Here is a 24,134-nt window from a genome sequence, read left to right as displayed (position 1 = left end):
TACCGCTAATGAAGACAGCGGTAGTTATTCCCAACTGGAACGGCATCGGACTACTTGACCGATGCTTGGATTCACTCAAAAACCAGACCGTGCCAGTACACGTCATATTAGTTGATAACGGGTCTACCGATAGGTCCGTCAAGCTAGTTGAGAACAGCTTTCCAGAAGTAGAAGTAGTTAAGCTAGATCATAATTATGGTTTTACTGGTGGAGTAAATGCTGGAATTGAAGCCGCTTTAGCCAAGAACTATGAATATATTGCTCTGTTCAATAACGATGCTGAAGCGGCTGTAAACTGGATAGAGACTTTAACTGGGACTATGGACAGTGATGCGTCAATCTCCATTGTTGCAAGCAAGATGCTGGCTATCGACCGTAAGAAACTTGATAGTACCGGCGAACAATACTCTATCTGGGGCACGCCTTTCCCCCGCGGCCGAGGCGAGATCGATACCGGTCAGTATGATTCCGAAGAGCAGAGGCCAGTATTTGCAGCCAGCGGTGGGGCTAGCCTGTATCGTGCTGAGCTGTTTAAACAGATAGGTATGTTCGATCAGCGCTTCTTCGCCTACTACGAGGACGTCGACATAAGCTTCCGGGCGCAGCTAGCGGGCTGGAGTGTTCGCTATGAGCCGAAGGCACACGTTTATCACCATATCGGCGGTACCAGTAGCAAACTCGGCTCTTTCTCCCAGTACCATATGCTGAAAAACATGTGGTATTTATATGCTAAAAACATGCCCCGTAAGCTTTTCTGGCGTCACCTACCTAAAGTGATCATTGGGCTTAAGCTAAAGAGCTTTTCCCTGTTAGCTCATCTGCAGTTTAAGCCTGTACTCAAGGCCTGGGGCGATATATTTACTAACTTAGCGTCTATTTTGCGCGACCGTCGGCAGATCCAACGCGATAGCGTCGTGTCGGCGGAGACAATCGATGCGCTACTCTATCACGATCTCTCTCCCACCCAAAAGCAAAAGAAGCTATACCGACTCCTCAGTCGCTCCTCCAATGGCTAGACTTGAACCGTTAAGACTATAGAATTAGAGGCAATGAACAGTATTCTCCTAAAAATAAAGCAGTTTCTCGGCTCCCCACTATTTTTCTGGACGGTAATCGGACTGTTTGTATTCCAGGCGCTATGGCTGGTTAGCTCAGCACTCTACCCGATGGCGTTTGATGAGGCTTATCACTTCAGCTTCATTCAAGTCTACTCTCAGCAGTGGTCACCGTTCATCACCGAACATCCCAGCTACGCCAACCACCTCGGTGTAGTCACCCGGGATACCTCTTATTTTTTCCACTATCTCATGAGCTTCCCGTATCGGCTAATAACTGTTTTTACCGATAACCAGATAGCTCAGATCATAATCTTACGCATAATTAATGTCGGCTTCTTTGCCGCTAGCCTACTGCTATTCCGCCGTGCCTTCCGGCAACTAAATCTCTCCTCTGCCCTAACAAATGTCGGCCTGCTTCTCTTCACCCTGATTCCTATCACTCCTCTGCTAGCCGCCCACATTAGCTACGACAACTTATTGATCCTACTGATAAGTGCACTGTTTTACCTGAGCATTAAGGTCATTCAGCGACTGCAGAATAGTGAGCTCGACCTGCTCAGCCTACTGGGAGTCATCATTCTGATCGCTTTTGCGGGGGTGGTCAAACAGGCAGCGCTACCTATCGGCTTAACAGCGGTACTGTTTATCGCAAGCTATGGCGGGTATGCATTTCGAGGGCAGAGTCTAAGTGGCTTTAGCCAAGAGATAGGCCTGCGCTGGCGCGGTATAAGTAGTCTACTAAGGGTGCCACTCATTGTCCTGCTCATCCTAGGATCGGGATTATTTATCGAACGCTACGGTATAAACCTCATCAGATACGGTGCGACCGCCCCGGGCTGTGAAGAAGTCTTAACCTTTGAACAGTGCATGGAGACTGGTCCGTTTGAGCGCACCTACCAATACGCTCAGAATCCGGTTCCTGGCTTCTCGCCTAGTTTTAGCGATCACAGTAGTCGCTGGATCGGCGGTATGTGGTATCGGACATTTTTCATGATTAATGGTGATGTACCGATCGATAGGTACCACAACTTCCCGCCGTTACCCCTGCCCGCGCTCGGAGCTACTGCCATATTCATAGCCGGAATAGTCGCTGCCATCATCTACGCCAAACAGATATTCAGACGCCCGGAAATGGTATTTCTGGCGCTAGCGGCCCTATTCTACGCCACGGTTATCTGGTATCTCAACTATACCGGTAGCTATAACTACACCGGCCGGGTAGCCGGGGCTAACGGCCGCTACTTACTGATAGTAGCACTGCCGCTGATAGCCGTGCTCGGAGCTGCCTTAACCAAGCTACTGCAGCGATTTGACCGACTAAAGGTGGTAGCTGTAGTGGTGGTGTCGCTCGCCATGATGAACGGTGGTGGGGTTATGAGTTTTTGGTATCGCAGTAGTGACACTTGGTACTGGGATAATCCGCTAGTTGAGAGTATGAACCAATCGGCGCAGAGAGTTGTCTCGCCGTTTATCGTCGAGTAGCTATTCGCCCTTTTTGATCACGATGTGGCGGTCTCGGCCGGCGCCGGCGCTTTCGGTAGTGATGCCGTCGATCTCCCCTAGGGTCTTGTGCACTACCCGGCGTTCGTAGGCAGTCATAGGCTGCATCTCGTGCGGCTCGCCGGTCTCTTTGACCGTGGCGGCCAGCTTAGTGGCCTGACGGGACAAGCGTTCGTTACGCTGCTTCTTATACCCCGCCACGTCGACGGTGACGGCTATGTCTTCGAAGCCGTTGCGGCGCAGCGACATGTTCACCAGGTGCTGCAACGCCCTCAGATTCTCACCGTTAGAGCCGATGAAAAAGCCGTTCAGCCGTGTGGATGGGACGTTGAGGGTTAGCACCTGGTCCTCTTCGTTCTCCTCGACCTCGACTAGTACGTTCACCCCGAAGAAGGCGATAAGGTCTTCGAGAAACTTAACGCTGAGTTCTCGAGCATCCATATGACTTACCCCTTCTTCGAATTAGCTGTCTTCTTAGCGGAGGCTTTAGGTTTTTTCGAGGCGGGCTTCTTAGTGGTCGACGGCTTAGCGGGAGTCTTCTTGGCCGGGGTCTTCGTTTCCTGAGCGGTCGGCTGAGATTTCTTTACTTTCCGCTCGCGCAGCCGCTGCATAAACTTAAGGTCGGCACCTAGCACGATACGCTGCTGGATGATGGCGATCAAGCTACCGAAGGCCCAGTAAAGAGCTAGGGCCGAAGGCAGGCTGGCAGCGATAGCGACTGTGATGACTGGAAAGATCATCACCATATTGAAGCCGAGCTTGGCAGCTGGATCGCTGCCGATAGTGTTCTGGGGAGTAATCTGCTTGGCCTGGACGAACTGAGCTAAACCGGCCAGAGCAGCTAGTATCAGAGAGCGTTCGGCCATGTGAAAGTAGCCGAATAGGGTCGGATCGAAAGCGTCTGGATTAGCGATAATCTCGGAGATTGCTGGGAAGTTCTGGATGAAACCGTAGGTAGAAGCAGCGATGTCACCGGTCACAACCTCTCGAAGGACATAGAATAAAGCGATTAAGATAGGAAACTGGGCTAGAGCTAGACCGATCGAGCCGAAGGGATTAACCTCCCGCTCCTTAAAGAGCTCTAGCATCATCTGTGACTCTTTCTGCTTGTCGCCCTTCGCCTTTTTCTTCAGTTTTGCGATTTCCGGCTGCAGTGCGCGCATCGCTTTCTGGTGGTATAGCTGCTTCTTAACTAGCGGCCAGAGCAGAATGCGGATGACGATAGTTAGGATGATGATCGCTACACCAAAATCGCCGCCCGGGATAAGGGCGTAGAACAACAGCAATAGGTTTAACAGTGGTTCTAACAGAATAGTTCGCAACATAACTCATACTAGTTTACGGCGAGAGAGGGATAAACTCAAATCAAGAGAGCTATATGATTTAGAGTTACTACTATTAGAGCTTGAGGAGGTTGGCGTGAGTGAGAGCCTTACGCAGATCAAGGCCGATATCCTGACTGGACTGATCGATAGCTTGGTGGCGGACTAAGACAACGACGTCGTGGTCTGGGGTTAGCTCGGGGATAATCTCACGTAACTGAGCATAAAAGCGGCGACGTAAACGGTTGCGCACCACTGCGCTCTTCGACACCTTAGTGCTAACCACCACGGCTAGGCGGGGGTGGTTGAGCTGGTTGGTGTCGTAGCGCAAACTAAAGGTCCGCGCGTGCACGGTCTGACCCTGGCGGTAAAGCCGACCAAAGTCGCTACGCCGGCGTAAGCGAAGTTCTCGTGCTAGCACGGGTTCTTGCAGTACATTTTAGATGTTAGGTGTGAGGTCATAGGTTGGTGCAGCCTCGCTCCCCTCTCTAATGGGTTCAGTGCGTCAGTCGCTTGCGGCCTTTGGCGCGACGGCGCTTGAGGATATTACGGCTCTGCGTATTGGCCATGCGGGCAAAGAAGCCGTGCTCGCGCTTGCGGTGTCGTTTTTTGGGTTGGTATGTTCGCTTCGGCATCTCTCCACCTTTATAGATTAACTATTTGCCCCGGAATGGGACTAGACTCTAATAATCTTACCACAGTCGCGACGGGAGTAAAGTTGTACACAATATTGCCCCGAATTTACAGTCGCGATTTAGGGGCTTTAGAGTGGTTTTCTCGGGAAGCACAGTATTATTCTCCACTCCCAACTCGGTTTTATCCACACTATTAACTGGGGTGAGCGCTAACCTGTGGATAAAAAGTCCGAGTTTTTGTGATTTTAATCACCTGCTTGTGGAAAGCCGCTGGATTGATTAGTATAGTTAGATGTAGAAGTTGAAGTGAGGAGGGCGCGTTGGCAGACGCACTATGGCAAGCCGTACTCGGAGAAATCGAAGTTACAATTCCCCGAGCCAGTTTCGCCACTTGGTTCCAAAACACAAACCTCATTAAGCGAGAGGCCGGTGAAATAGTGATCGGAGTACCGAGCGTATTTGCCAAACGTCAACTAGAAGATAAATACCGCCCCCTACTTGAATCGACTCTGAAGAAAAACGGAGTTACGCCAGACCAACTGTCATTCGTTATCCAGGCTCCGCCGCCGGAGACCGAGCTAGACTCCATCAAGCAGCCCTCGACCGACTGGAGCGTGCGGCCACGAAAGAAAGTGCCGGAAAACAACTTAAACAGTAAATACACCTTCGATAATTTCGTAGTCGGGGCTAGTAATGAACTGGCCTACGCCGCAGCCCAAGCTATCGCCCGCGATCCGGGAAATAAGTACAACCCCTTCTTTATCTATGGCGGTGTGGGTTTGGGCAAAACCCACCTCATCCAGGCTATCGGCAACCATATCTGTGCCGATAACCCCGATGCCGTTATCGCCTACATCACCAGTGAACAGTTCGCTACTGAGTTCATCGCTAGTATCCTGCGCAAGAAAACTTTTTCCGATCACTACCGCCAGGCCGACGTACTGATTGTCGATGACATGCAGTTCATTGCCGGCAAGGAAAAGACGGAGGAAGAGTTTTTCCACACCTTTAATGCGCTTCATCAAGCAAATAAACAGATTATTATTTCTTCCGATAAACCACCTAAGGCGATTCCGACCCTGGAAGAGCGGCTGCCCCCCCGCTTCGAGTGGGGCATGACGGCCGATATCCAAGCTCCTGACTTCGAGACCCGTGTCGCCATCATCCAGACCAAAGCTCACCAACACGGTATGCGCGTCGCACCCGATGTCGGTGAATATTTAGCCACCCACATCCAGTCTAACGTGCGAGAGCTAGAAGGTGCACTGACCAAGGTACTGGCTCACTGTGAGATGACCCGCCAAGAGCTAACTCTGAGCGTGGTCGAGCAGGTGCTCGGGGCTAATCCGGCTCGCAAGCAACGGTTAACCGACAAGCACATCATCGACAAGACGGCGCGGTTTTTCAATATTGCGATCGACGATATTATCGGGCCACGGCGAGAGAAGACGATATCGGAACCGCGGCAGATTGCTATGTACCTCATGCGCCAAGAACTACACTTAAGCTTCCCGGCCATCGCGCGGGCCTGTGGCCGCAAAGACCATACCACCGCTATGCATTCAGTTAGCAAGATTGATAATGCCATCCAGAAAGACACCTCGCTGCGACAGGCGGTATTTGAAATCAAGGAGCACCTTTATGCCTAAGAAATTTAGCTTAAAACTAGAGGGTAGATCCTATAAAACTGGGGCTAGCATTGATAATGGTGATCAAGGTATGGCCACTAATCCAGACCTAGGGCTGTGGGCAAGTTGCGACAAAACCGTGGAGTTGGTGCGTAAATCTGTGCACAAAATGTGCACAATATTGACCTCTATCAACCCCTGTAAAATGGTTGATTTGTTTGTAATTTTACCCCCACGTTTACCGCACGGCTTGCACAGGCTCGTCCACATTGTGATCTATATCACACAGGCTCCGGTAAGCCGTTTGGTCAGTTTTCCCACAGTTTCCACAGCCCTAATAACAACAACGAAGTTAATATAAAGGATTTATTACTATGCAGGTAAGTATCACTCAGGAAAATCTACACAAAGCATTGAACGCAGTCGCCCGCGTAGTTGGTAGTCGCACGACCCTCCCTGTACTGGGCAACGTTTTACTTAGAACGCAGGATAATCGTTTAAAGCTAGCTGCTACTAACTTAGAGATCGGTGTCACCTACTGGATCGGAGCTAAAGTCGAAGCAGAAGGAGACATTACCGTTCCAGCTAAGCTCTTAAGTGAGTACATCTCTAATCTACCTAGTGGTAACATCGATATCTCCGTCGAGAAGTCGACCGCCCAGATTCGTAGTGACAGCTTTCAGTCTAAGATTAACGGGATCGACGCCGATGAATTTCCTTCGATTCCGGAGGTTGACGGTGATATTAAAATGCAGATTCCAGTGGAGACGTTTAAGACGGCGCTATCTCAAGTGGTAGGAGTAGCTTCCAGTGACGATAGCCGGCCGGTCTTAACTGGGGTTTATCTCTACACTACTGAGGGTAGTCTCTACGCTGTAGCTACCGATAGTTATCGTCTAGCAGAGAAGCAAGTGATGGAATTTGAGGGAGAGTGCAGCGTGATCATTCCCTCCCGCACTATCGCGGAGATTCTGCGAATGATTGATGATGCGACAGTGAAAAACATCGATATCGCGATCGATGAGAATCAGATCAGCTTCCATTTTGGCGATGTAGAGTTAGTCTCCCGCTTAATCGACGGTCAATTCCCTAACTATCGCCAGTTAATTCCCGAGGAAGTACCGACCCGCGCTGTGGTTGAGACTAAGCAGTTGCGCAATATCACTAAAGTTACCAGTCTCTTCGCCCGGGAAAACGCCGGCAGTGTTAATCTAAGTGTAACCGGTAGCGCCCTATCGATGCGTTCAATTACTTCTCAGGTAGGCGAGAACAATTCGGAGATATCAGCCGAAGTTAGTGGTGATCCGATAGAGATCTCACTGAACGGTCGTTACGTTTCTGACGCCCTATCAGTTATAGGTACCGATACTATCGAGATCGGTCTGACCGGAAAGGTTAGCGCCTGTATCATTAAGCCGACCGGTGATGAATCGTATCTCCATATTGTGATGCCACTCAGGTCTTAGACTTGAGTGGGGGCTTAGGTTTATACCACCTAATCACCTAAATCTGTGATGCCTTTTTCAACCAACATGTCTATAATTCCCTGTTGAATCACAGCTTCTACGCCAGCAGCGTCAGGGGGTTTCGAGTCAGTGTATCGTAAATAGACATCCGGCACCCCTCCATAACCACCATAATTATAGACTTGTCCATCCGGAGTTATAATATAACCTTGGAATATAGAAGGTCCTTCTGAGCTACTAGCCTCACTATGAAGAAAGCCCCAGCCGCGGATGTTCGTTATTTCAACACGTGTTTTAGATGATAATATTCGTGGTAACCTTTTCTCAAGACGTCCGACCATATTAGTTGGTATATTATCTCGCCTTAGTTTAAATGCGGCTAATTTCGCTAGTTCTATTGTATCCTGTCGTGCCTCTATCTCACGTAGGCGCTTCATATGCTCAGCTTCGGCTTGCCTTTCGTTTTGGGCATGACGAGATAGGGCCTCACTAAACATTTGCCCACGTTTACTTTTATCCATACATTTATAATATAAAATATTTATCCTTACTGTCAAGTTAACCCCCCACCTTTTACTTAGCTACATTGGTTATACTGAGAGCATGGCTATTAATAAACTACAACTAAATAATTTTCGTTCTTATAATAAAGTAGAATTTGAGTTTAACCCAAAGATGACGGCAATTGTTGGGGCTAACGGTAGTGGCAAGACTAATATTCTCGAGGCGATCTATACTCTAAGTATGACGAAGAGTTTTCGGGGGCCTCTAGCTACGACCGTGCAGACTGGGAGTGATTGGTTTCGGATCGAAGCAAAACTAGATTCGAACGAGACGGTAGCGATGAAATGGCAGGATAGCCAAAAGACCATGCTATTTAACGAGGACGCGGTCTCACCCCAAGAATATTTAGGTACGCTACCGGTAGTACTGTTTGAGCCGAATCATTTAGATATGGTGACGGGCCCGCCAACTCTGCGTCGTCAGTGGTTGGACCGAGTACTAAGCTTTACCGATCGGCAGTATTTACGAGCACTACTGCATTATCGCCGTAGTCTGCGTCAGCGTAATAATCTGTTGCGTCGTACCCATATCAACCAGGAGCAACTGTTCGCCTGGGACGTGATTCTCAGCGAGCAGGCAGAATATATCGTTAAACGTCGTCGCAGTTTAGTAGCGGCGGTTGCCAAGAGTATCCCCCAGCAGTATCGCTCTATCGCTCATACCGAAGATAAGGTCGGTTTACGCTACCGCACGAATATACCAGCTAAGGATTACCGGGAGCAGCTACTTGCTTTGTTGCAGCAGAGACTAGTGCAAGATCGACGGATGGGTAGTACTGGAGTGGGACCACACCGGGACGATATCCTCCTTACCTATAATGGGCTCCCCCTCGCGCAGCACGGCTCTCGTGGGGAGAACCGGACCGCTATGCTGGCTCTTACTATGTGTGAGTTAGCGTATATGCGCCGACACGCCCGGAGCGAGCCGATACTACTTCTAGACGATGTACTAAGTGAATTGGACGAGAGCCGGCAACAGAAGCTCCTCAGTGACATCACAGACGTACAGACGATCGTAACTTCGACTACGATGCCAAGCGACATCGGCGAGCATGCTAGGATACAGCTATAAGATGATGAATTTAGACGACATACTTAAGGCGCGGGCAGATAGCTTTGATCTAGAACGAGGAGATCAGCTAGCAGCTATCCAGGAAGTACTAAACGAAAAGTATCTAGGCCGGGTACGGGCCAAGAAGCTCCAGGATGGTTTACTGTCGATATCTACCCCTTCCAGTGCAGTAGCGAACGATATTCGCTTGCGTCAGGTCGGCTTAATTAAACGACTAAAAAAGTTTGAGATCACGGAGATTAAAGTTAGGATCGAGTAAACTTAGTTCCGGTACTCGATCAAAAAGTCATCGATATTATAACCCCAGTTCTCTATCTGGGCGCGAGCGTATTCGCGATCTGCTTCAGTCTCTGCGGTGATGATAAGTACAAGTTCGTCTTCATTATTGTCTAGGCGGTAATCGATATTGAAGATAAGACTGCGGTAAGGCAGATGGTTGATAATAGGGTGTTGACTACGAATTTCCCTTCCATCTTCCTGTGCTTGCCTACCTGCTAATCCTTCTACCTCTAAGAATCGATCATCCTCTTGAATTAAGCGCCACGCTGCATCGGATACAGGTTTCAACGATAGCGGTACCTGTAGGGGTGCTTCGGTGACGGTTATAGAGATTTCGCTGCTTTCAAACCCTTCATGAGCCGCAACTACAATATAATCCCCTGGAGCGAGATGATTAATGCCATTTGCACCGCGCTCTCCATCGATAGTTATTGTAGCGTCGCTCGGAGCTATCACTAGGTCCACCTCGGTTTTGCCGTAAGTGCTAATAAAAGATATAAGTAGCGGGAGTAGCAGAAAGCTAAATACAATTCCGGCAGACACTAGTGGATGACCTGCTATCCAGTCTAAGATTTTATTCATCACCCCCCCCTCCTACGAAACGATACCAGCTCCAGTCACCACCCAGAACATTCTCATAGCCAGCCATCGGTGTCCGCCAGTTAACACTATTCCTGTTCCCACCATAAGAAGCCGAAGCAACGTGCGTCTCAAATCCTGGTTGTTCACCGACATACATGTATGTGTGTCCCCTCGCACCGCTATACCACGCTGATCTGATGGCTACATCCCCTGGCGCCAAATCGGCAGTACTTGAAACAGCTACTTTCTGCCAATTGGAGCTTTGCTCTAGATAGCGATGTTGAGTATCGGTACCTCCATACCCCCCATACTCACGGTCTAAGCCACTGTCACGTATAGTGCGGATTACGAATCCGCCACAGTCAATCCCGGGATATACTCCTCCACCCACATACTCGTCGCGTCCTATAGCCGAGCGAATCGCCTGCTCGTACTCCGGCTTCATGTTTGTGTATGGGGGTGAGCGGTAGTCGGGCCAGGCGTACAATAATGCGGTCTGGACAACGTCACCTAGGGCGCCACAGCTACCACCTCCTGGATTTATACGAGTGAGATCGATAGCACTGCCGGCTAGTTCGGCGATTTCATTGGTAACATTGGTAACATCTTTGACATAGTCCGCTACATTGTTGCCATCAGAACTAGGAGCATATCCAGCTACACTGCCTCGTCCCTCGAGAAAAGCTTCTAAACCGCGCTCAAGATTACCCTCATAGCGTCGAGCGATATATTGAAATATATCATCGGGTTGGCTAACTGTACCGTCAGCCGGATAGATGGGGCTATATAGACTGTCCTGCCAACTATCCCAGGCGTACCAAACACGTGACGAGGGCTGTACATACGGCTGAGTTCTTGCATTAGCAGTTCGCCCAAATCCATTATTTGCTTCAAGAGCAGTCGTTTTCTCGTTGGTGCCCATACCACTCTCGTGTTTGGTAAGAGCAACCGCTAAGACAGGATTAATGCCGGCACGCATCCCTCCTTCTACAAAGTATTTACCCATATCCCTAAAAGGAGAGTCGCTGTAGTTATTATCGATATACTCGTCAATTGCTCCAGCTAATGTTTCTGCATCCCGAATTTCAGGGGTAAGTACAGGGTATTGATCGGTGGCTATCGTACCACAAAGCTGTTGACCGATAGTCTCCCCACCATAGTAAACCGCATCTTTATTAATCGCCCGTAAGTCCTCGTCCGTAATTGCCTGAGCCGGCACAGAAGTGCCGATCAGTAACAACACCATACTAATGAATCGAAGTAAGTTGCCCCACTTAAGTGATGCGAGCTTAGTTAGTAAGTTCACTATATTTCCTCATTCAGACTGCGGCTACTATTTTGCGTGCAGGGCTTGTCGTGACTTAAACACTCTAGGGAGTCTACTAGGCTATGATCTAGATTCCATACTCCTACCTTAACCCAAGCAGCTCTTTCGCTACTAGTTGGTTTAGTACATAGCCGACTATCTTTAATCTGCCAATAGGCGCGGCTAGTTCTTATGCATTCATCATATATCTTTAGCATTAATTCACCCTCAGTGGTTTTATCGGTGGTACAGTTATCGCTCGCTAGAATATCAATTCCACCACCACAGTGCAGGGCACTTTCGACGTAGGCGGCATTCTCTAGTGGATCTACATCGAGATCACTGTAAGTAAAGGCATACTGTTGGATATTGTAGTTGTGAAACTCTTCATTTGCTGCTGTCGACGTAAACAAAGCATTGGTTATGAGCGAGGATAGCCTGTTAGGTAGGCTGGCCATACTACGTGTAAGGGTTGACCAGGAGAAATTATGGGTCATGGCGATGTTGGTGAGGGTCGAGCGCGGATTGTCGAGGGAGAAGTAGCGCCAGGCTATACCCCGGGCACGGTCCTCCATGCCTAGTTGTTTATAGTGATCAGCGCGCAAGGCATTAGCTATACCGCTACTAACCGGCGGTGCACCTTGAGAGCGGGCAAATTCTGACTGACTGAGGTTCATACCCATATCGGTGGTGGCCATGAGCATCTCTGGTCCGTCCGGGATAATTGACTCAAATGAGACCTGTTCGAAGAGAAAAGCTAGTGAGGCGATGAAGGCTCCTTCGCGGAGGGCGACCTTAATGGCGGCGGTAGTACCACCACTCATAAAAGCGGCAATGCCTTCCCCGGCAGTAGCGACAAAACCTACTACCGGATTACCGATAAATGAGCAGACAGCTCTGGTCCCCGGTACGGTGTTAACGGCTCCTCCAATGTAACGGAAAGTACTACTCAAAAGGCCGATATTTACCATCTCGTCATAAGCCAGATCGGCATCTTCTTCGTTACCGGTAGTCGGCTGATTAGTAGCACGCTTCCAGGCTGCAGAATTAGAGAAGCTACGGTGCACAGTGCCTTCCCCTTCTACTATGGCGCCCTCACCTTCAGCAGTGAACTCGCGATCGGACTCGATAGTGTCCTCGTAAGCTGACAGGGTGTCGGCTATCTCGTCACCATGGACCTCTTCGCCGTGGGCTAGTTGAGAGCCGGCAGTCATGAAATTAGCTGCAGTGGTGAGGAGGGTCTCATAAAGCTCTTGGTCGTCGGGTATGAGATCATCGTAAGCGGCACTTAAACAGCCAACCATAACGGTGGCTACTACGGCGCTACTAGATACACGGCGAGCTGCTCGGCGAGCAATCGTACGCGATTCGCTAGGGTTGGCCTTAATCTCTTCGGTAATCTGATTAATGTTGTTACTGCGGCTAGTGTCCTCGGTCCGTACCGTCTCCCCTTCATCGGTGGTGTTAATTTCTTCTACCCGGGCGTCGGCGCGTAAGGAAGAATCGTTAATTCCCAGCATCTTGTTGCGGCTGTTGACATAAGAAGGAGAGCTGCGTGAGTGACCAGTGAAGAATCGCCAGTTAAAACCACCCCTAATCCTACTACCTATCATATCCCTAAAGGGTGCGCGGCGATTGTAGCGGCTCACCCTGTCGCCACTTGTCTCAGCTACTCGGGCACGCTGAGCATCATCGGCACTTACGTTTTCTATTTTCTGGCCTAGCTGGGTGTCGTTAGACCGACGTAGTCGTAAGTGCTCGTTAATTCGGTTAGCCCGCCCGACCACACTACGGTCATGGGGACCAAAGTTAAAATCCTGGAAGACGTTGTTCATCCACATTAGCTGGGTGGGAGGTATAATCATAACGATTAGTGCGACAACGCTGACGATAAATCCCAGTATCCCTCCCCCGACTGCCGTACTCTTCTTGTTGCGAGTGATAAAACTAAGCGCCCGCCCCACCGGTGTGGTTTTAAGAGCGGCCCCGGCCAACCTACTTCCCGCCCCTCTTTTGCCCTCGCTCCCTTCATCGCTATAAAAGGAGTCGCCCTCTTCGGCGCTAGCGAGTAGCTGGTCTGACTCGGCCCGCTCGGCGGCGCTAAGCTCCACGTCGTCATGGCTACCGTCTGGTTTGGTGTCTGGCTTTTTATCTTCTAGGGTGGACATAATATTGTGTTTAAGTGGTTAACCTTATGTTGATACTATTGAGCACGAAAATAAGTTACAGTTCCGGCTCTTTAGCGGCTTCTGAGGCGGCTTGGGCGGCATCCTGACCTTCAGTGATGGCCTGCATAGCGGCTAGTTGGCGTGGGTCGGTAGTGATGAGCTGAGTTTCGGTGGGGCTGGCCTCAATCCGGATGTGGACGTGGTTGGAGCCGGCGAAGAATAATCCCTGGCCGACCGGGAATTGGCTAAGCCGCTTTTTCTCCTCGCTAGTGAGTTTAAAGGTGTCAGCTACTAGGTCGACGGCCGAAGGAGCCTGCTTGAGCAGTACCTGCATACTGGAGTTAGAGACGATAGCGCGACCCATACGGGAAGTTAAGAAGTCCTCTACGTCTTGTGAGATAGTGGTTAGTCCCAGGGCGTACTTACGGGCGCGCTTGGCGACCGAGAAGAGGAAGTTGGCTGAGTCTTCGTGCTTCATCAGCTGCCAGGCCTCATCGACGATCAGGAAACGTTCGCGCTGGTCGGACTTCACGCGGTTCCAGATATAGTTTAAGACGATGTACATGGCGACGGGGCGTAATTCGTCTTCAAGATCACGGATGTTGAAGACGACGAAATTATTATCCAGAGTGACGTTAGATTGATTTGAGAAGATACCGGAGAAGGTGCCTTGGGTGTATTTACGCAAACGCTGAGCCAGGCTAGGTCCGGTGCCCGACATGTTAACTAAGGTTTCGTATAGATCGTTAATGGTGGGGGGCTCGACGCTGTGGGTGAGCGGATCACTAGTGATGCCGCGTGCCGCGTAGGTGTTAATTAGGGCCATATCGAGGTCGGCCTCTTCGGCGGCAGTAATGCCGGAGCTCATACTGCCATCTTCCTGCTGCCGAGTGCTGCCCATCATCAGGCGTAGCATACCGTGCAGGGTGATGAGGTTAGCCCGCAGGGCGTTGTCTGCCTCTTCCGAGTCGGTTACTTGCGGTAAATCGAAAGGGTTCACATAAGTATCGGAGTTGAGGCTAAGGTGAATGTAGCTGCCCCCCACTGCATCGGACAGACGCTCATACTCGTTTTCCGGATCGATGATGATAACCTGGCGACCAAACATAAGACTACGCAAAGCCTCGAGCTTAACCGTGAAGCTCTTACCGGCACCGGACTTGGCGAAGACGACCATATTGGCATTCTCTAATGAGAAACGGTCGAAGATGACTAAGCCGTTGTTATGCATGTTAATGCCATAGAGTATCCCCTCTTCCTGAGATAGATCAGCTGAAGTAAAGGGAAAGGTGGTAGAGAGTGCACCGGTGTCGAGGTTACGCTTGATCTGTAGCTGATCAGTTAGCTGGGGTACGGTCGAGTTGAAGGCCTGCTCCATCTGAACTGTCGCCGTCTTGGTGTAGACCAGTTCTTGGCCGAAGATGCCCTCGATCTTGCGCTGGATGTAGGTCATCTCTTCTAGGGAGTCGGCATACATTGTGATGTAGAGCCCGAAACGGAAGAAGCGCTCTTCGCCAACCTGCAGGCGACTCCGTAACTCCTCCGCATCTTGGATAGCGGCTTCTAGTCCGGGATCACGCACCCGGCCTTTCTCAGCGTTGATCTGAATACTAGCTTCTAATTGGGAAACCTTCTTGCGGAGGTTGTCGAGTACGACTTTACTTTCGACCGGATAGATAAACATACTGATATCGAGCGCTTCGTCTAGATTAATAATTGGCGAGAGCCATCCGGTATAGATTTGACGCGGATAACCGTAGACGTAGACGGTGCGGGCGTAGCGGGTGCCGATTTTCATCTGGGATGATTCGAACTCTAGGCTGGAAGGGGCGATAAAGTCGCGCAGCCCGGTGATGCCTTCGCGGAACTGCTCCTCTACTTCCAGCTGCTCCCGCCGCTTCTGCTCATCGGCTAGGCTGACCGGATCGGTTTTTTTACTAAATATACCCATACTATGCCCCGCCCCCTGGGAATACCTGTTTTGCTTGGCCGTCACCCTTACCGATGATCGATGCATCTAGGTCACCGACGTCAGTTAGCGGCTGCTGTTTAGCAGTGACTGGATTGTAGACGTTATAGTAAAGCTCGATTAACTCCTGGGTGTTTAGGGGTATGGATTTAACCCCTAGTTGGTTTAGGCCGTTAGCTACCACCCGGACCTGCTGCGTCAACTCCTGCTTAGCCTTGGTGAAGTCGGTCTCGTTAATAGTGATTACTCCTTCTTGTTTCGGTTTGAAGAGTTCGGAGAACTTCTGGGCGCCGCTGGCTATCCCCTCTTTGTTCAGCATATTAGGGTAGTAAGGCACCACGATGTAGAACTGCTTGTCCATAATGTTGGCCGCTTCTACCAGATAACGTACGTAGGTGATGTAATCTTCCATCAGCAGTCCGAGCAGAATGTTGTCCTGGTCTCGTCTGATTGCTTCTAATCGCTCCATGTAGCCGTCGAGGTTAATATGCTGGCTTCGGATTAGTATCTGGACTGGGAAGTAGAGTGAGTTTAAGAAGCCCTGGTAGGAGTACTCTATCCCTTCCCTTTCCTGTGGGCTCATTAGGTCGAAGTTGATTGATTGGCACATCACGACCGCTCGCATCGAGCCGTCCTTCATCACTACCATGCCGTCCCGGATCTCAGAGATAAGTAGACTCTTCTGAGCGGTATTGTCAGACTTCTTTTTAACCGCTGGCTTAGCGGTTTTAGGCATCGAGCGTGGCGGCGGACCTAAGGGTGCAGCGCTGGGGTTGATCTGAGTCTGAGGGGTAGCTGGAGCCGGTTCGGGTGTAGCCGGTGATTGGGGCTGGTTGGGCGTGTTGTTCGGTGGCATTAGCGTAGTTTTATCTCCTCACCCTCTTCTAGTTTTTGGTCGGTAGCCTGACGATTAACCTGATCTTGAATCTGGCTGACGGTCAGCTGGTCAGATAGGTTCATTATATCAGATGTATTGCCGCTAGATGGAGCCGGCTCTACCGCTGGTGCTACACGTTCTTGCTCTGCAGAGCCGGCTTGGGGCTCAGTGGTGGCTGTGGAATGGCTAGGTTCGCTAGCCTGCTGTTTGACTCGCTCCAGCAAAGCTTGGCGTTGTCGTTCGGCTTCTTGTTGTAGGATGGAGTCGAGCTGCACTACTTCAGGGTTGGCGTCATCCATAATATCGTCGCTCTCTTGGACTTCTTCCGGTGGAGCCTCTACCTGAGGGAGAAAGAGACGGTCGTCGCCCTGACCGACTTGGTTCGGCAGTGTAATGTTGGGCTGTTTAACCGACCAGCCACGAGTATCGACAATTTGCGCTAGCTTCTCGAGCTGGCCATGAACCTGACTAACATCCTGCTTTAGAGCGGGTGTGGCCATGGTCTTAGGGGCCGTAATGACTAGGTGGTCGTAGTATCCCTCCGTGCTCCATAGTCGCACCCGGGGGCGCAGTGTGTAGTTGAAGAACGATAGGAGGTAACGTTCAACCGGTTGATCCTCACGACGAAAGACAGCTAGACCACCGAAGATTAGTATGATGGGCAGAGGGATGATGGCGAGTACCGGCTGAATAGTGAAGAGCAGCCAGGCAAACATAGCCGCCCCACCGGCAATCAGCAGAAAGATAAACTGCTTAAAAGTTAGAGGGCCGAGGAGCTTATCCTCGGCTTCGACATCTTGGGGTACTTTATATACAGCCATAATAAATCACTTATGGTTTTAGTATAGCAACCTGCGGTATCTGAACAAACTCAGTCTCAGTTAGTAGTGTTGCCGGGATCATCTCCTGGGTTATAGACGCTAGCCCCTCCACTACCGCTTCCATCCTTCTTCAGCTTCTTCCACCAACTTGGCATATAGGTCGGGTCCTAATACACGCTCAAACTCTTCGTGTTGTTTGGCGCTCATACCACTGGCTGAGCCCAGTGCACTTGATAATGCTTTGCGCGCAGCACTTTTCGGCACACTTGCTTGATCTCTAAACTGGTTGGCCAGTTCAGCGTCTTTCAGGCTGACCGGTTTCATTTCGACGATATCCTTCGTGCCCATACCCGCCACGATATCCTTTGCCTCGAGAGGGCCGTACTCTTTCCACTGATCAATGCGCCCGGCCTTTTTAGCACCGACAGCTGCCGGAGTAAGTACTTGTTGGCTTAGGGTGGGATTGTCTTGAAGTAGGCCTCTGACAGATTCGAAACTTTCATTATCGGCAAAGCCCATGTCGGCCACCTGCTTAAGTGCAGCTGCTTGGAATGCACGCTTTCCTACGTGGTGCGACATATTGGCAAGCTTGTCGGCTTTAGCGTTATCTCTATCTATGTCATCTGCGTCTTTATACTCAACAGCGCCTGTCTCCCGGTTAATTCGAGTACTAGAGCGGAGCTCTTTTAACCCTTGCTTAAAACTATCGGTCGATTCACCATACCTAGCAAAAGTGTTGAGTGCATCGGCATCGTGACCTTCAGCTTCCAGTGCTTTGGCCGCCTCGCCTCGTTGAAGGTTAAAGCCACTAAGGGCTTGAGCTCTTGACTGATTGCGGAAACGACTAGGCATAACCGATGCGGTGGCTGGGCTAGTAATGCCGCGGGTAAAGGCGTTACCTCTTGTGCCGGTAGCGTACTCACCTCGGCGTTCTCGAGCACGTTGACCAATTTTGCCGCGCAACCCCTTACCGTCTTTGCTCCTACCGCCTCCACCCTTAGCGAACTTCTGGAATCCACTGGTTGTAACCGAGAGAAGAGACCCCCCAACCTTGAAGGCGAGGAGGATCGACCCGATAGCTACACCCTGCATGATGAGTGCCATAAATGGAGCCAAAAAGCTAGCTTCACGATTTGCACTTAGCGCTATATAGGCACCAAGGTTTCCGATTTGAATCATGAGAATCATGAAAGGGTACATAAACAGAAGTCGTGCAAAGTTGGACCACCAGAATTTAAACCACTTCTCGGTATTTGGTAGTAGGTTTGCCAGGAAGGCGATGGGCGATAAGACTACGCACATCAGAATGAGTAGGTCACGAGCTGCTACCACTACAAATGCTGCGAGCACTACTAATAGAATTATAACAGCCACTAACCCTATAGATGGAGCGAGCAATATTCCTCCAGCTACTGCTAGTCCAGCAATAGACCCGAGGGCGATGAACCCGCCGGCTCCCTCGGCATTACCGAGAGATATTCTTACATCATCCATGGCTATGTCTGTAAATCCTTGAATTCCCGCCCCTAGAATAGACGTCATATCTATGAAGATAGCTGATATAAAATAAGAAGCTTGAATCGATACTGCGGCAACTAGTAGTCGCGGAACAATCCTTTTAACTGAGTAAGCATCAATATTTACCGATACGGCTAAGGAGTAGATGACGAACATGAAAGCTACTACTAGAAGAATGTTGGCCACATCCCTAATGTTTCCCCATATCTGAAATAGGGGATCGCTAGTGTCTCCGACTATGAGTGGTTTAGTTTCAAAGAGAACTTCAACAATTAAGCTCTGGACAGACTCTAGAGCACTTAAGGTCCAAACTAACGCATCACACATAAGGACACCGAAGAGTCCACCCTCATTGACGCACTCTTCGTCTTCCTCTAACTCTGGTCCCGGTGTTTCACTGGTCACATCGTCCGGGTTCGTCCCCACCCCCTCATTACCATTCTCTTCGGTCTGCTCAATAAGTGGCAAGAGGCCGACTGGATCATCCACTCGTTGGCTACTGCCGTCTATGCTAACGGTTAGGTTGCGGTTTAAGTAAACAATATTAGCCACTTCGGGCGGGTTAGTCGCATAGCTGTATCTGATAAATGAGGCATGGTCCTCTCCTCTAGTCCAGGCCCAGAATAGGTAACGTGCCGCAGCATCAGGCAGAGAACTGTCACCAAGCCAGCTACCAGCGTCAGGCCCCCACTGCAGGAGGGCTACCCGTATGTCATCGCCTTGTGCATCCGTACCGCAAACTACTTCAGGGGCTTTATCCGGATAAGATTGAACGTAGCCCAGTACGTAGTCAGCGGTATTATTGGGGTTTCCCCTGGGTTGTGTGCGGTCATAGGCGTCATGGCACTCATTCCCTCGGCCGGCGTAGACTGTATCGGGAGTACCGAGCTGAAACAAAAAGACAGTGCTTAGTATAAATATAGTGCCGACAAAAAGTCGGAACAACTTATTTGTTTTTAGCTTTTCGGAAAGTGTAGAGCTCATTTGAGGTAGTATAATATGAAGCCCCTTCACTGTACACCACTCAATGCAAGTGTTTATTTTGCGAAGTTTGAGATTTCGGAAAGTTCTACTGGTACTAGTTGCGGGTATTTGGTCTCAAGTGAATCCCAAGCATCCCAAATTGTAGCGTGTTCGCTAGTTTCGGCTACGCCTAGGTCAAGCCGAGGTGTTTGATTAGATATCGATTCGCGTCGCAAATAACTCTCGTCGGTGTTCGCAACCACCTGCGATAGCCTCGCTTCTTCGCTTCCGTCAGTATAGAAGAGGCCGAGTAGTCGGGCTCCTTCTTGAGTAAACCAACGAACATCGCTATCTTCACCAGTAACGGTAAATTGCTCTATGTCTCCATCAAGAGGGAAAAGCAAAGTGTAGTTATCGTACGCTTCATGAGTGGCGTTCCAGCTCCACTGAGCCTCAAAACTACCGTCATCTTTTGGAGCAAAGTGCATTCCATAGATTGCGGGCCGATCAATCGTTATAGTGCGCCCCTCATACTCATAGAGGTAGGCTACGTTTTCAGCTATTTCTATAGTATCTGGTCGTGCTTGCGGGTTTTCTGGGGTACTTTCTAGTCCGACTCTTTCCTTAAGATCGGCCGTAGTGCTATCGACATACGAAAGAGTGCCGGTTTCTTTAGCGCTAGGACCGGCTAACTGATCTGTCTCAATGCGCCATAGCTGAATCCAGGTTTCACGTGGAGCAGAGTTACCGCTTATAGGGCTTTCGTAGCGGTCTCTAAAGACAGGAGCAGGATCAATTGCACCACTCTCTGTCGGTGGTGACACACTAGTATTCCCACCCTCCGGCTGCGTACTAGTAGCTTCAGGGTCTAGACTATCAGCTGGTCCCGACGCTTCCACGGTGTTGCGGATCCCCGGCTCATCGTTGCCCTTGCTCATATTGAAGAGAATGGTCGCTACTACGGCCCCGCCGAGTGCAGATACGGCGGCGGTTTTGTTACTGCGGAGCTTATCTAGCAGCCCGCTAGAGCTGCCTATGGAATCGGAGTCCTGCTCAGTGCGGGGGTCTATCTGCCGTATTCTATCCGTAGTTTCATAATTAGCGGTGGCAGGAGGTTGTTCAAGTTGCGCTATTACACCAGGGTTGTCATGTTCGAGCGGAAATAACTGTGGTTGCTCTTGGCTAGGGTTAGGCATGATTTAAAGTAGCCTTTCGAACTTAAATCTATACTTTTAACTATAACACCTGTGCTTATAAATGTCAATAGGCGAAAAGAACATGCAACAGCTGTATGGTTGTAGAAATACTTAGTACCTTATATAATTTGCTTAAATCTATGAGAAAAATAAATAACGGAGCCAAATTTAAATTACTATGTATCGCCTCTTTGGCTGGGGTAATACTCCTTATCGGGGTACTATCTGTAGCTCCAGTTATAGCCGACCATTGTGCAAATGACGAGATACATGTCAGTGTAGGTCTGGACGGGGAGAATTGTGTTCCTAGAGGTGACGACGCAGCTACTAACCCGATTATTGTCTACTTGGGCTGGATCATTCGTTTCTTAGCCGGTGGAGTAGGCCTGGTAATTGCCCTCATGATCACGGTTGGTGGGGTGCAGTACATCACTTCTTCCGGTAACCCAGAAGGTATGGCGCACGCTAAAAAGCGGATAACGGAAGCTTTTGAGGCTCTGCTGCTGTTTATTTTTATGGCGGCTATCCTTAACTTCGTAATTCCGGGAGGGATACTATAGATGAGCTACTTTGAGCCTTTGCTAAACACGTTTGCTGCAGTGTGTCCGAGTACAAGCAACTTCCTTGGCTTTCCTAACTGGTATCGCGGCCTAGAGTGTGACGGAGGCCAGGTAGTCTTTCAGGATATTAATAATCTTTGGGTAGTAGTAGCTAACGTCATGGATATAACGATTCGCTTGGCTGGGCTACTAGCTGTAATCTTCATTATTTTCGGCGGTATCCGCTACATCACCTCCGGCGGTAGCTCGTCGGCTGTCGAGAGTGCAAAGAAGATACTACTTAATGCCCTGATAGGATTAGTAATAGCGATTCTAGCCAGTACGTTAGTGGGCTTCGTTGCGGGGCTATTCTAAATGCACTTTATAAAAGGTATTTACTCGTCGCATGATCTTAGAGTCTTCGGATTCCTATTGATCTCTAGTGTTATCCTTACATTCACGATGCACCTGAGTGTTTCGGTCGTGTATGCTGATGATCTGCAGTGTAATGATGGAACGACTGTGCCACAGCCAGCTCCATATCCGGGATATAGCGTGGACTTCTGTGAAGATAAGAACGGAGTCGACAGTACGGGAGCAGCTAATATTGGTACGCTGGGCAGTGCAGACGATCTAGGCATACCGGATGTTGAGGCGGATCAGAATGCTCTTAACCGCGTGCTTAACATCGTATTCGTCATTACTGGCGCGCTGGCTACCGTCTTCATTATCATCGGTGGGATCAAATTCGTCTTTACCGCCGGTAGCCCGGACGGAGTGAAGAGCGCGCGTAATACTATCCTCTATGCCGTAGTCGGCCTATTGGTTAGCGTGCTGGCCTATACTATCGTAAACTTTGTGATAAATAACCTATGAAACAGACAATTATAAGTACCGGACTAATTCTCGTTATGATGTTGAGCGGAGCAGCTCCGGCGTTAGCTCAGTCAGCTCAGGAGATAGTCTGTCAGCATAACCCCAATCGGGCGGAGTGTGAGAGTGCTGACCAAAATGCCGTGCTTGGTATCATCGATACGATTACTGACTTACTACTGTGGGTGATGGGTATCGGAGCGGTGGTAGTAATCATTGTCGCCGGATTTATCTACACTACCTCTGGGGGTAGCCCGGACCGGACTAAGCGAGCCCGAGAGGCTATCATCTATTCTCTGGTCGGGGTAGTGGTGGCCGCTGCCGCTAAGATAATTGTGCAGTTTGCCCTGGGTGCAGTATGATAAGGGACAGGATGAGAAAAATACTATCTAGCATGTTAATCGTAGTAGCGGGTGTGCTCGCGTTCGGCACCGTAGGCACCGTGAATGTGGTTTATGCCCAGACGGCGCAGGAGTCGGCCTGTATCGGTGCCGGTGGTAGCTGGACTGGTAGTGAGTGTAGTATGGGTGGCGATAGCCCAGAGCTGATCGATACGGTGAAGACGGTTATCGATGTACTCCTTCTCGTGCTGGGGGCGGTAGCGGTTATCATGCTAGTAATTGGGGCCTTTCGCTTCGTCGTCTCTGGGGGTGATTCGAATGCCGTCCAGGGCGCACGCAACACCATTCTCTACGCTATCGTTGGCATTATCGTCGCCTTCCTATCTTGGGCTGCCGTCGACTTTGTGATCGATCAGCTAGCTAATAGCGGAACAACGACTCAGTCGCAGAGTGAGAATAGTGGTGCAGGTGGAACTTCTAGACCCCGATAGTTAAGATTTTTGAATGTCTGCAATTATGCTATAATTTCAGCATAAGTCATCGAAACAGAATATCTAATAAGAGGAGAATTTAAGTGAAAAAATTACAAACTATCTCGAAAGGCGTTCAGCGTAAGCTGCTAGAAGCGGCAATATTCTTTACCGCCGTACTAACACCATCTAGTGCCTTTGCCCAGTTGGGTGGCGATAAGTTGAATGATGTTAAGCCTGAAGGAACAGCTAGTTCCTTGTTTGAGGCCGGTGGAGTCTTCCAGACAGTCGCTAACATCCTACTCCTTCTACTCGGTGCCATCGCCGTCATCATGCTAATCATCGGTGGTTTCCGCTACGTAGTATCCGGAGGTGATTCCAGTGCCGTTGAAGGAGCTAAGAATACTATTCTCTACGCCATCATCGGTATCATCGTCGCCTTCCTATCCTGGGCTGCCGTCGACTTTGTGATCGATCAGCTTCAGTAAGAATCTGGTCTACCAGGCTAGTCAGTAACCGACCCGACCCAGGGTCGGTTACTCTTTGTATGAAGCACAATTTATTGTATAATATAGTTAATTCGCTAATCATTAACTAGGGAGCGGCCGGGCGTACAGTTCGGCTCATAGACTATGGATAAACTCAGCATATTGCAAAGCGCTATTAATACTGTGGCTCAGTCTAGCCTGGAGCGGGGGGTTAATGCGACTAAACCCAGCGGTGTAGCCGATAGCTTATTCGGTTCGGGTGGGGTGTTTGAGTCGATCGCTAACACCCTTCTTTCTCTACTCGGTGCCATCGCCGTCATCATGCTAATCATCGGTGGTTTCCGCTACGTAGTATCCGGAGGTGATTCCAGTGCCGTTGAAGGAGCTAAGAATACTATTCTCTACGCCATCATCGGTATCATCGTCGCCTTCCTATCCTGGGCTGCCGTCGACTTTGTGATCGATCAGCTGAGCCAGGGTAACGCCACTTAGATCTAGCG

26 protein-coding genes are annotated in these 24,134 nt (G+C 49.9%); 13 read left to right on the top strand and 13 right to left on the bottom strand.

The window, feature by feature from the left end:
• The first annotated feature begins 8 nt into the window (after window positions 1–8).
• Together WD467_02120 and WD467_02115 are read left to right on the top strand one after the other, a co-directional pair.
• On the top strand, window positions 9–1,016 hold the full coding sequence (locus WD467_02120) for a glycosyltransferase family 2 protein (GenBank protein MEX2452684.1): 1,008 nt from the start codon (window positions 9–11) through the stop codon (window positions 1,014–1,016).
• 33 nt (window positions 1,017–1,049) lie between these two features.
• On the top strand, window positions 1,050–2,540 hold the full coding sequence (locus tag WD467_02115) for a hypothetical protein (GenBank protein ID MEX2452683.1): 1,491 nt from the start codon (window positions 1,050–1,052) through the stop codon (window positions 2,538–2,540).
• Here WD467_02115 and WD467_02110 read toward each other — a convergent pair whose 3' ends face one another.
• The 4 genes from WD467_02110 to rpmH form a co-directional block, all read right to left on the bottom strand.
• Complete coding sequence (locus WD467_02110; GenBank protein ID MEX2452682.1) at window positions 2,541–2,999, bottom strand: R3H domain-containing nucleic acid-binding protein; 459 nt, start codon at window positions 2,997–2,999, stop codon at window positions 2,541–2,543.
• A gap of 5 nt (window positions 3,000–3,004) precedes the next feature.
• Complete coding sequence (locus WD467_02105) at window positions 3,005–3,883, bottom strand: YidC/Oxa1 family membrane protein insertase (GenBank protein MEX2452681.1); 879 nt, start codon at window positions 3,881–3,883, stop codon at window positions 3,005–3,007.
• A 73-nt stretch (window positions 3,884–3,956) separates the two neighbouring features.
• Window positions 3,957–4,301 (bottom strand): ribonuclease P protein component, encoded by a 345-nt coding sequence (gene rnpA / locus WD467_02100; GenBank protein MEX2452680.1) that lies wholly within the window; start codon window positions 4,299–4,301, stop codon window positions 3,957–3,959.
• A gap of 76 nt (window positions 4,302–4,377) precedes the next feature.
• Complete coding sequence (rpmH, locus tag WD467_02095; GenBank protein ID MEX2452679.1) at window positions 4,378–4,515, bottom strand: 50S ribosomal protein L34; 138 nt, start codon at window positions 4,513–4,515, stop codon at window positions 4,378–4,380.
• A gap of 320 nt (window positions 4,516–4,835) precedes the next feature.
• Between rpmH and dnaA the strand changes: the two genes are divergently transcribed.
• A complete protein-coding gene (gene dnaA, locus WD467_02090; GenBank protein ID MEX2452678.1) occupies window positions 4,836–6,164 on the top strand; it encodes a chromosomal replication initiator protein DnaA in 1,329 nt (442 codons plus the stop codon).
• 353 nt (window positions 6,165–6,517) lie between these two features.
• Window positions 6,518–7,609 carry a DNA polymerase III subunit beta gene (gene dnaN / locus WD467_02085; GenBank protein MEX2452677.1) on the top strand — a complete coding sequence of 364 codons (1,092 nt, stop codon included), beginning with the start codon at window positions 6,518–6,520 and terminating at the stop codon, window positions 7,607–7,609.
• Between the two features lie 29 nt (window positions 7,610–7,638).
• Here the strand turns inward: dnaN and WD467_02080 are convergent, their stop codons facing one another.
• Window positions 7,639–8,130 carry a hypothetical protein gene (locus WD467_02080; GenBank protein MEX2452676.1) on the bottom strand — a complete coding sequence of 164 codons (492 nt, stop codon included), beginning with the start codon at window positions 8,128–8,130 and terminating at the stop codon, window positions 7,639–7,641.
• Window positions 8,131–8,212: 82 nt separating this feature from the next.
• On the opposite strand from WD467_02080, the gene recF reads away from it, so the two are divergent.
• Both recF and WD467_02070 read left to right on the top strand, forming a co-directional pair.
• Window positions 8,213–9,244, top strand: coding sequence for a DNA replication and repair protein RecF (recF, locus tag WD467_02075; protein ID MEX2452675.1), 1,032 nt, complete (start codon window positions 8,213–8,215; stop codon window positions 9,242–9,244).
• Between the two features lies 1 nt (window position 9,245).
• Window positions 9,246–9,503, top strand: a complete 258-nt coding sequence (locus WD467_02070; GenBank protein MEX2452674.1) for a DciA family protein — start codon at window positions 9,246–9,248, stop codon at window positions 9,501–9,503.
• 2 nt (window positions 9,504–9,505) lie between these two features.
• On the opposite strand, the gene WD467_02065 is transcribed toward WD467_02070, so the two are convergent.
• The 8 genes from WD467_02065 to WD467_02030 form a co-directional block, all read right to left on the bottom strand.
• The gene (locus WD467_02065) at window positions 9,506–10,105 is read right to left on the bottom strand and encodes a hypothetical protein (GenBank protein MEX2452673.1); all 600 of its coding nucleotides are present in this window, start codon (window positions 10,103–10,105) and stop codon (window positions 9,506–9,508) included.
• Window positions 10,098–11,351, bottom strand: coding sequence for a hypothetical protein (locus WD467_02060; protein MEX2452672.1), 1,254 nt, complete (start codon window positions 11,349–11,351; stop codon window positions 10,098–10,100). The genes WD467_02065 and WD467_02060 overlap by 8 nt, the downstream gene beginning before the upstream one ends.
• A 59-nt stretch (window positions 11,352–11,410) precedes the next feature.
• On the bottom strand, window positions 11,411–13,579 hold the full coding sequence (locus tag WD467_02055) for a hypothetical protein (protein MEX2452671.1): 2,169 nt from the start codon (window positions 13,577–13,579) through the stop codon (window positions 11,411–11,413).
• 55 nt (window positions 13,580–13,634) lie between these two features.
• Window positions 13,635–15,530 (bottom strand): DUF87 domain-containing protein, encoded by a 1,896-nt coding sequence (locus WD467_02050; protein MEX2452670.1) that lies wholly within the window; start codon window positions 15,528–15,530, stop codon window positions 13,635–13,637.
• Between the two features lies 1 nt (window position 15,531).
• Window positions 15,532–16,404 (bottom strand): hypothetical protein, encoded by an 873-nt coding sequence (locus WD467_02045; GenBank protein MEX2452669.1) that lies wholly within the window; start codon window positions 16,402–16,404, stop codon window positions 15,532–15,534.
• Window positions 16,404–17,246, bottom strand: a complete 843-nt coding sequence (locus WD467_02040) for a PrgI family protein (GenBank protein MEX2452668.1) — start codon at window positions 17,244–17,246, stop codon at window positions 16,404–16,406. The genes WD467_02045 and WD467_02040 overlap by 1 nt, the downstream gene beginning before the upstream one ends.
• Window positions 17,247–17,357: 111 nt before the next feature.
• The gene (locus WD467_02035; GenBank protein ID MEX2452667.1) at window positions 17,358–19,748 is read right to left on the bottom strand and encodes a hypothetical protein; all 2,391 of its coding nucleotides are present in this window, start codon (window positions 19,746–19,748) and stop codon (window positions 17,358–17,360) included.
• 53 nt (window positions 19,749–19,801) lie between these two features.
• Window positions 19,802–20,923, bottom strand: a complete 1,122-nt coding sequence (locus WD467_02030) for a hypothetical protein (protein MEX2452666.1) — start codon at window positions 20,921–20,923, stop codon at window positions 19,802–19,804.
• 140 nt (window positions 20,924–21,063) lie between these two features.
• On the opposite strand from WD467_02030, the gene WD467_02025 reads away from it, so the two are divergent.
• From WD467_02025 to WD467_01995, 7 genes are all read left to right on the top strand, one after another.
• Window positions 21,064–21,483, top strand: coding sequence for a hypothetical protein (locus WD467_02025; GenBank protein ID MEX2452665.1), 420 nt, complete (start codon window positions 21,064–21,066; stop codon window positions 21,481–21,483).
• Window positions 21,484–21,837 (top strand): pilin, encoded by a 354-nt coding sequence (locus WD467_02020; GenBank protein ID MEX2452664.1) that lies wholly within the window; start codon window positions 21,484–21,486, stop codon window positions 21,835–21,837. It begins immediately after the preceding gene.
• 87 nt (window positions 21,838–21,924) lie between these two features.
• Complete coding sequence (locus WD467_02015; protein MEX2452663.1) at window positions 21,925–22,338, top strand: pilin; 414 nt, start codon at window positions 21,925–21,927, stop codon at window positions 22,336–22,338.
• Window positions 22,335–22,697 (top strand): hypothetical protein, encoded by a 363-nt coding sequence (locus tag WD467_02010; protein MEX2452662.1) that lies wholly within the window; start codon window positions 22,335–22,337, stop codon window positions 22,695–22,697. The genes WD467_02015 and WD467_02010 overlap by 4 nt, the downstream gene beginning before the upstream one ends.
• An 11-nt stretch (window positions 22,698–22,708) precedes the next feature.
• Entirely contained in the window at window positions 22,709–23,167 is a 459-nt protein-coding gene (locus WD467_02005) for a hypothetical protein (protein MEX2452661.1), read from the top strand.
• An 83-nt stretch (window positions 23,168–23,250) separates the two neighbouring features.
• Entirely contained in the window at window positions 23,251–23,634 is a 384-nt protein-coding gene (locus WD467_02000; GenBank protein MEX2452660.1) for a hypothetical protein, read from the top strand.
• 144 nt (window positions 23,635–23,778) lie between these two features.
• The gene (locus WD467_01995) at window positions 23,779–24,126 is read left to right on the top strand and encodes a hypothetical protein (protein ID MEX2452659.1); all 348 of its coding nucleotides are present in this window, start codon (window positions 23,779–23,781) and stop codon (window positions 24,124–24,126) included.
• Window positions 24,127–24,134: the final 8 nt, after the last annotated feature.

This window comes from Candidatus Saccharimonadales bacterium, assembly GCA_040903985.1.
In the GTDB taxonomy this organism is placed as follows: Bacteria; Patescibacteriota; Saccharimonadia; order QS-5-54-17; family QS-5-54-17; genus JBBDUI01.
The sequence above is the reverse complement of the archived record's forward strand: the minus strand, read 5'-3'. Positions and strand labels throughout refer to the sequence as shown.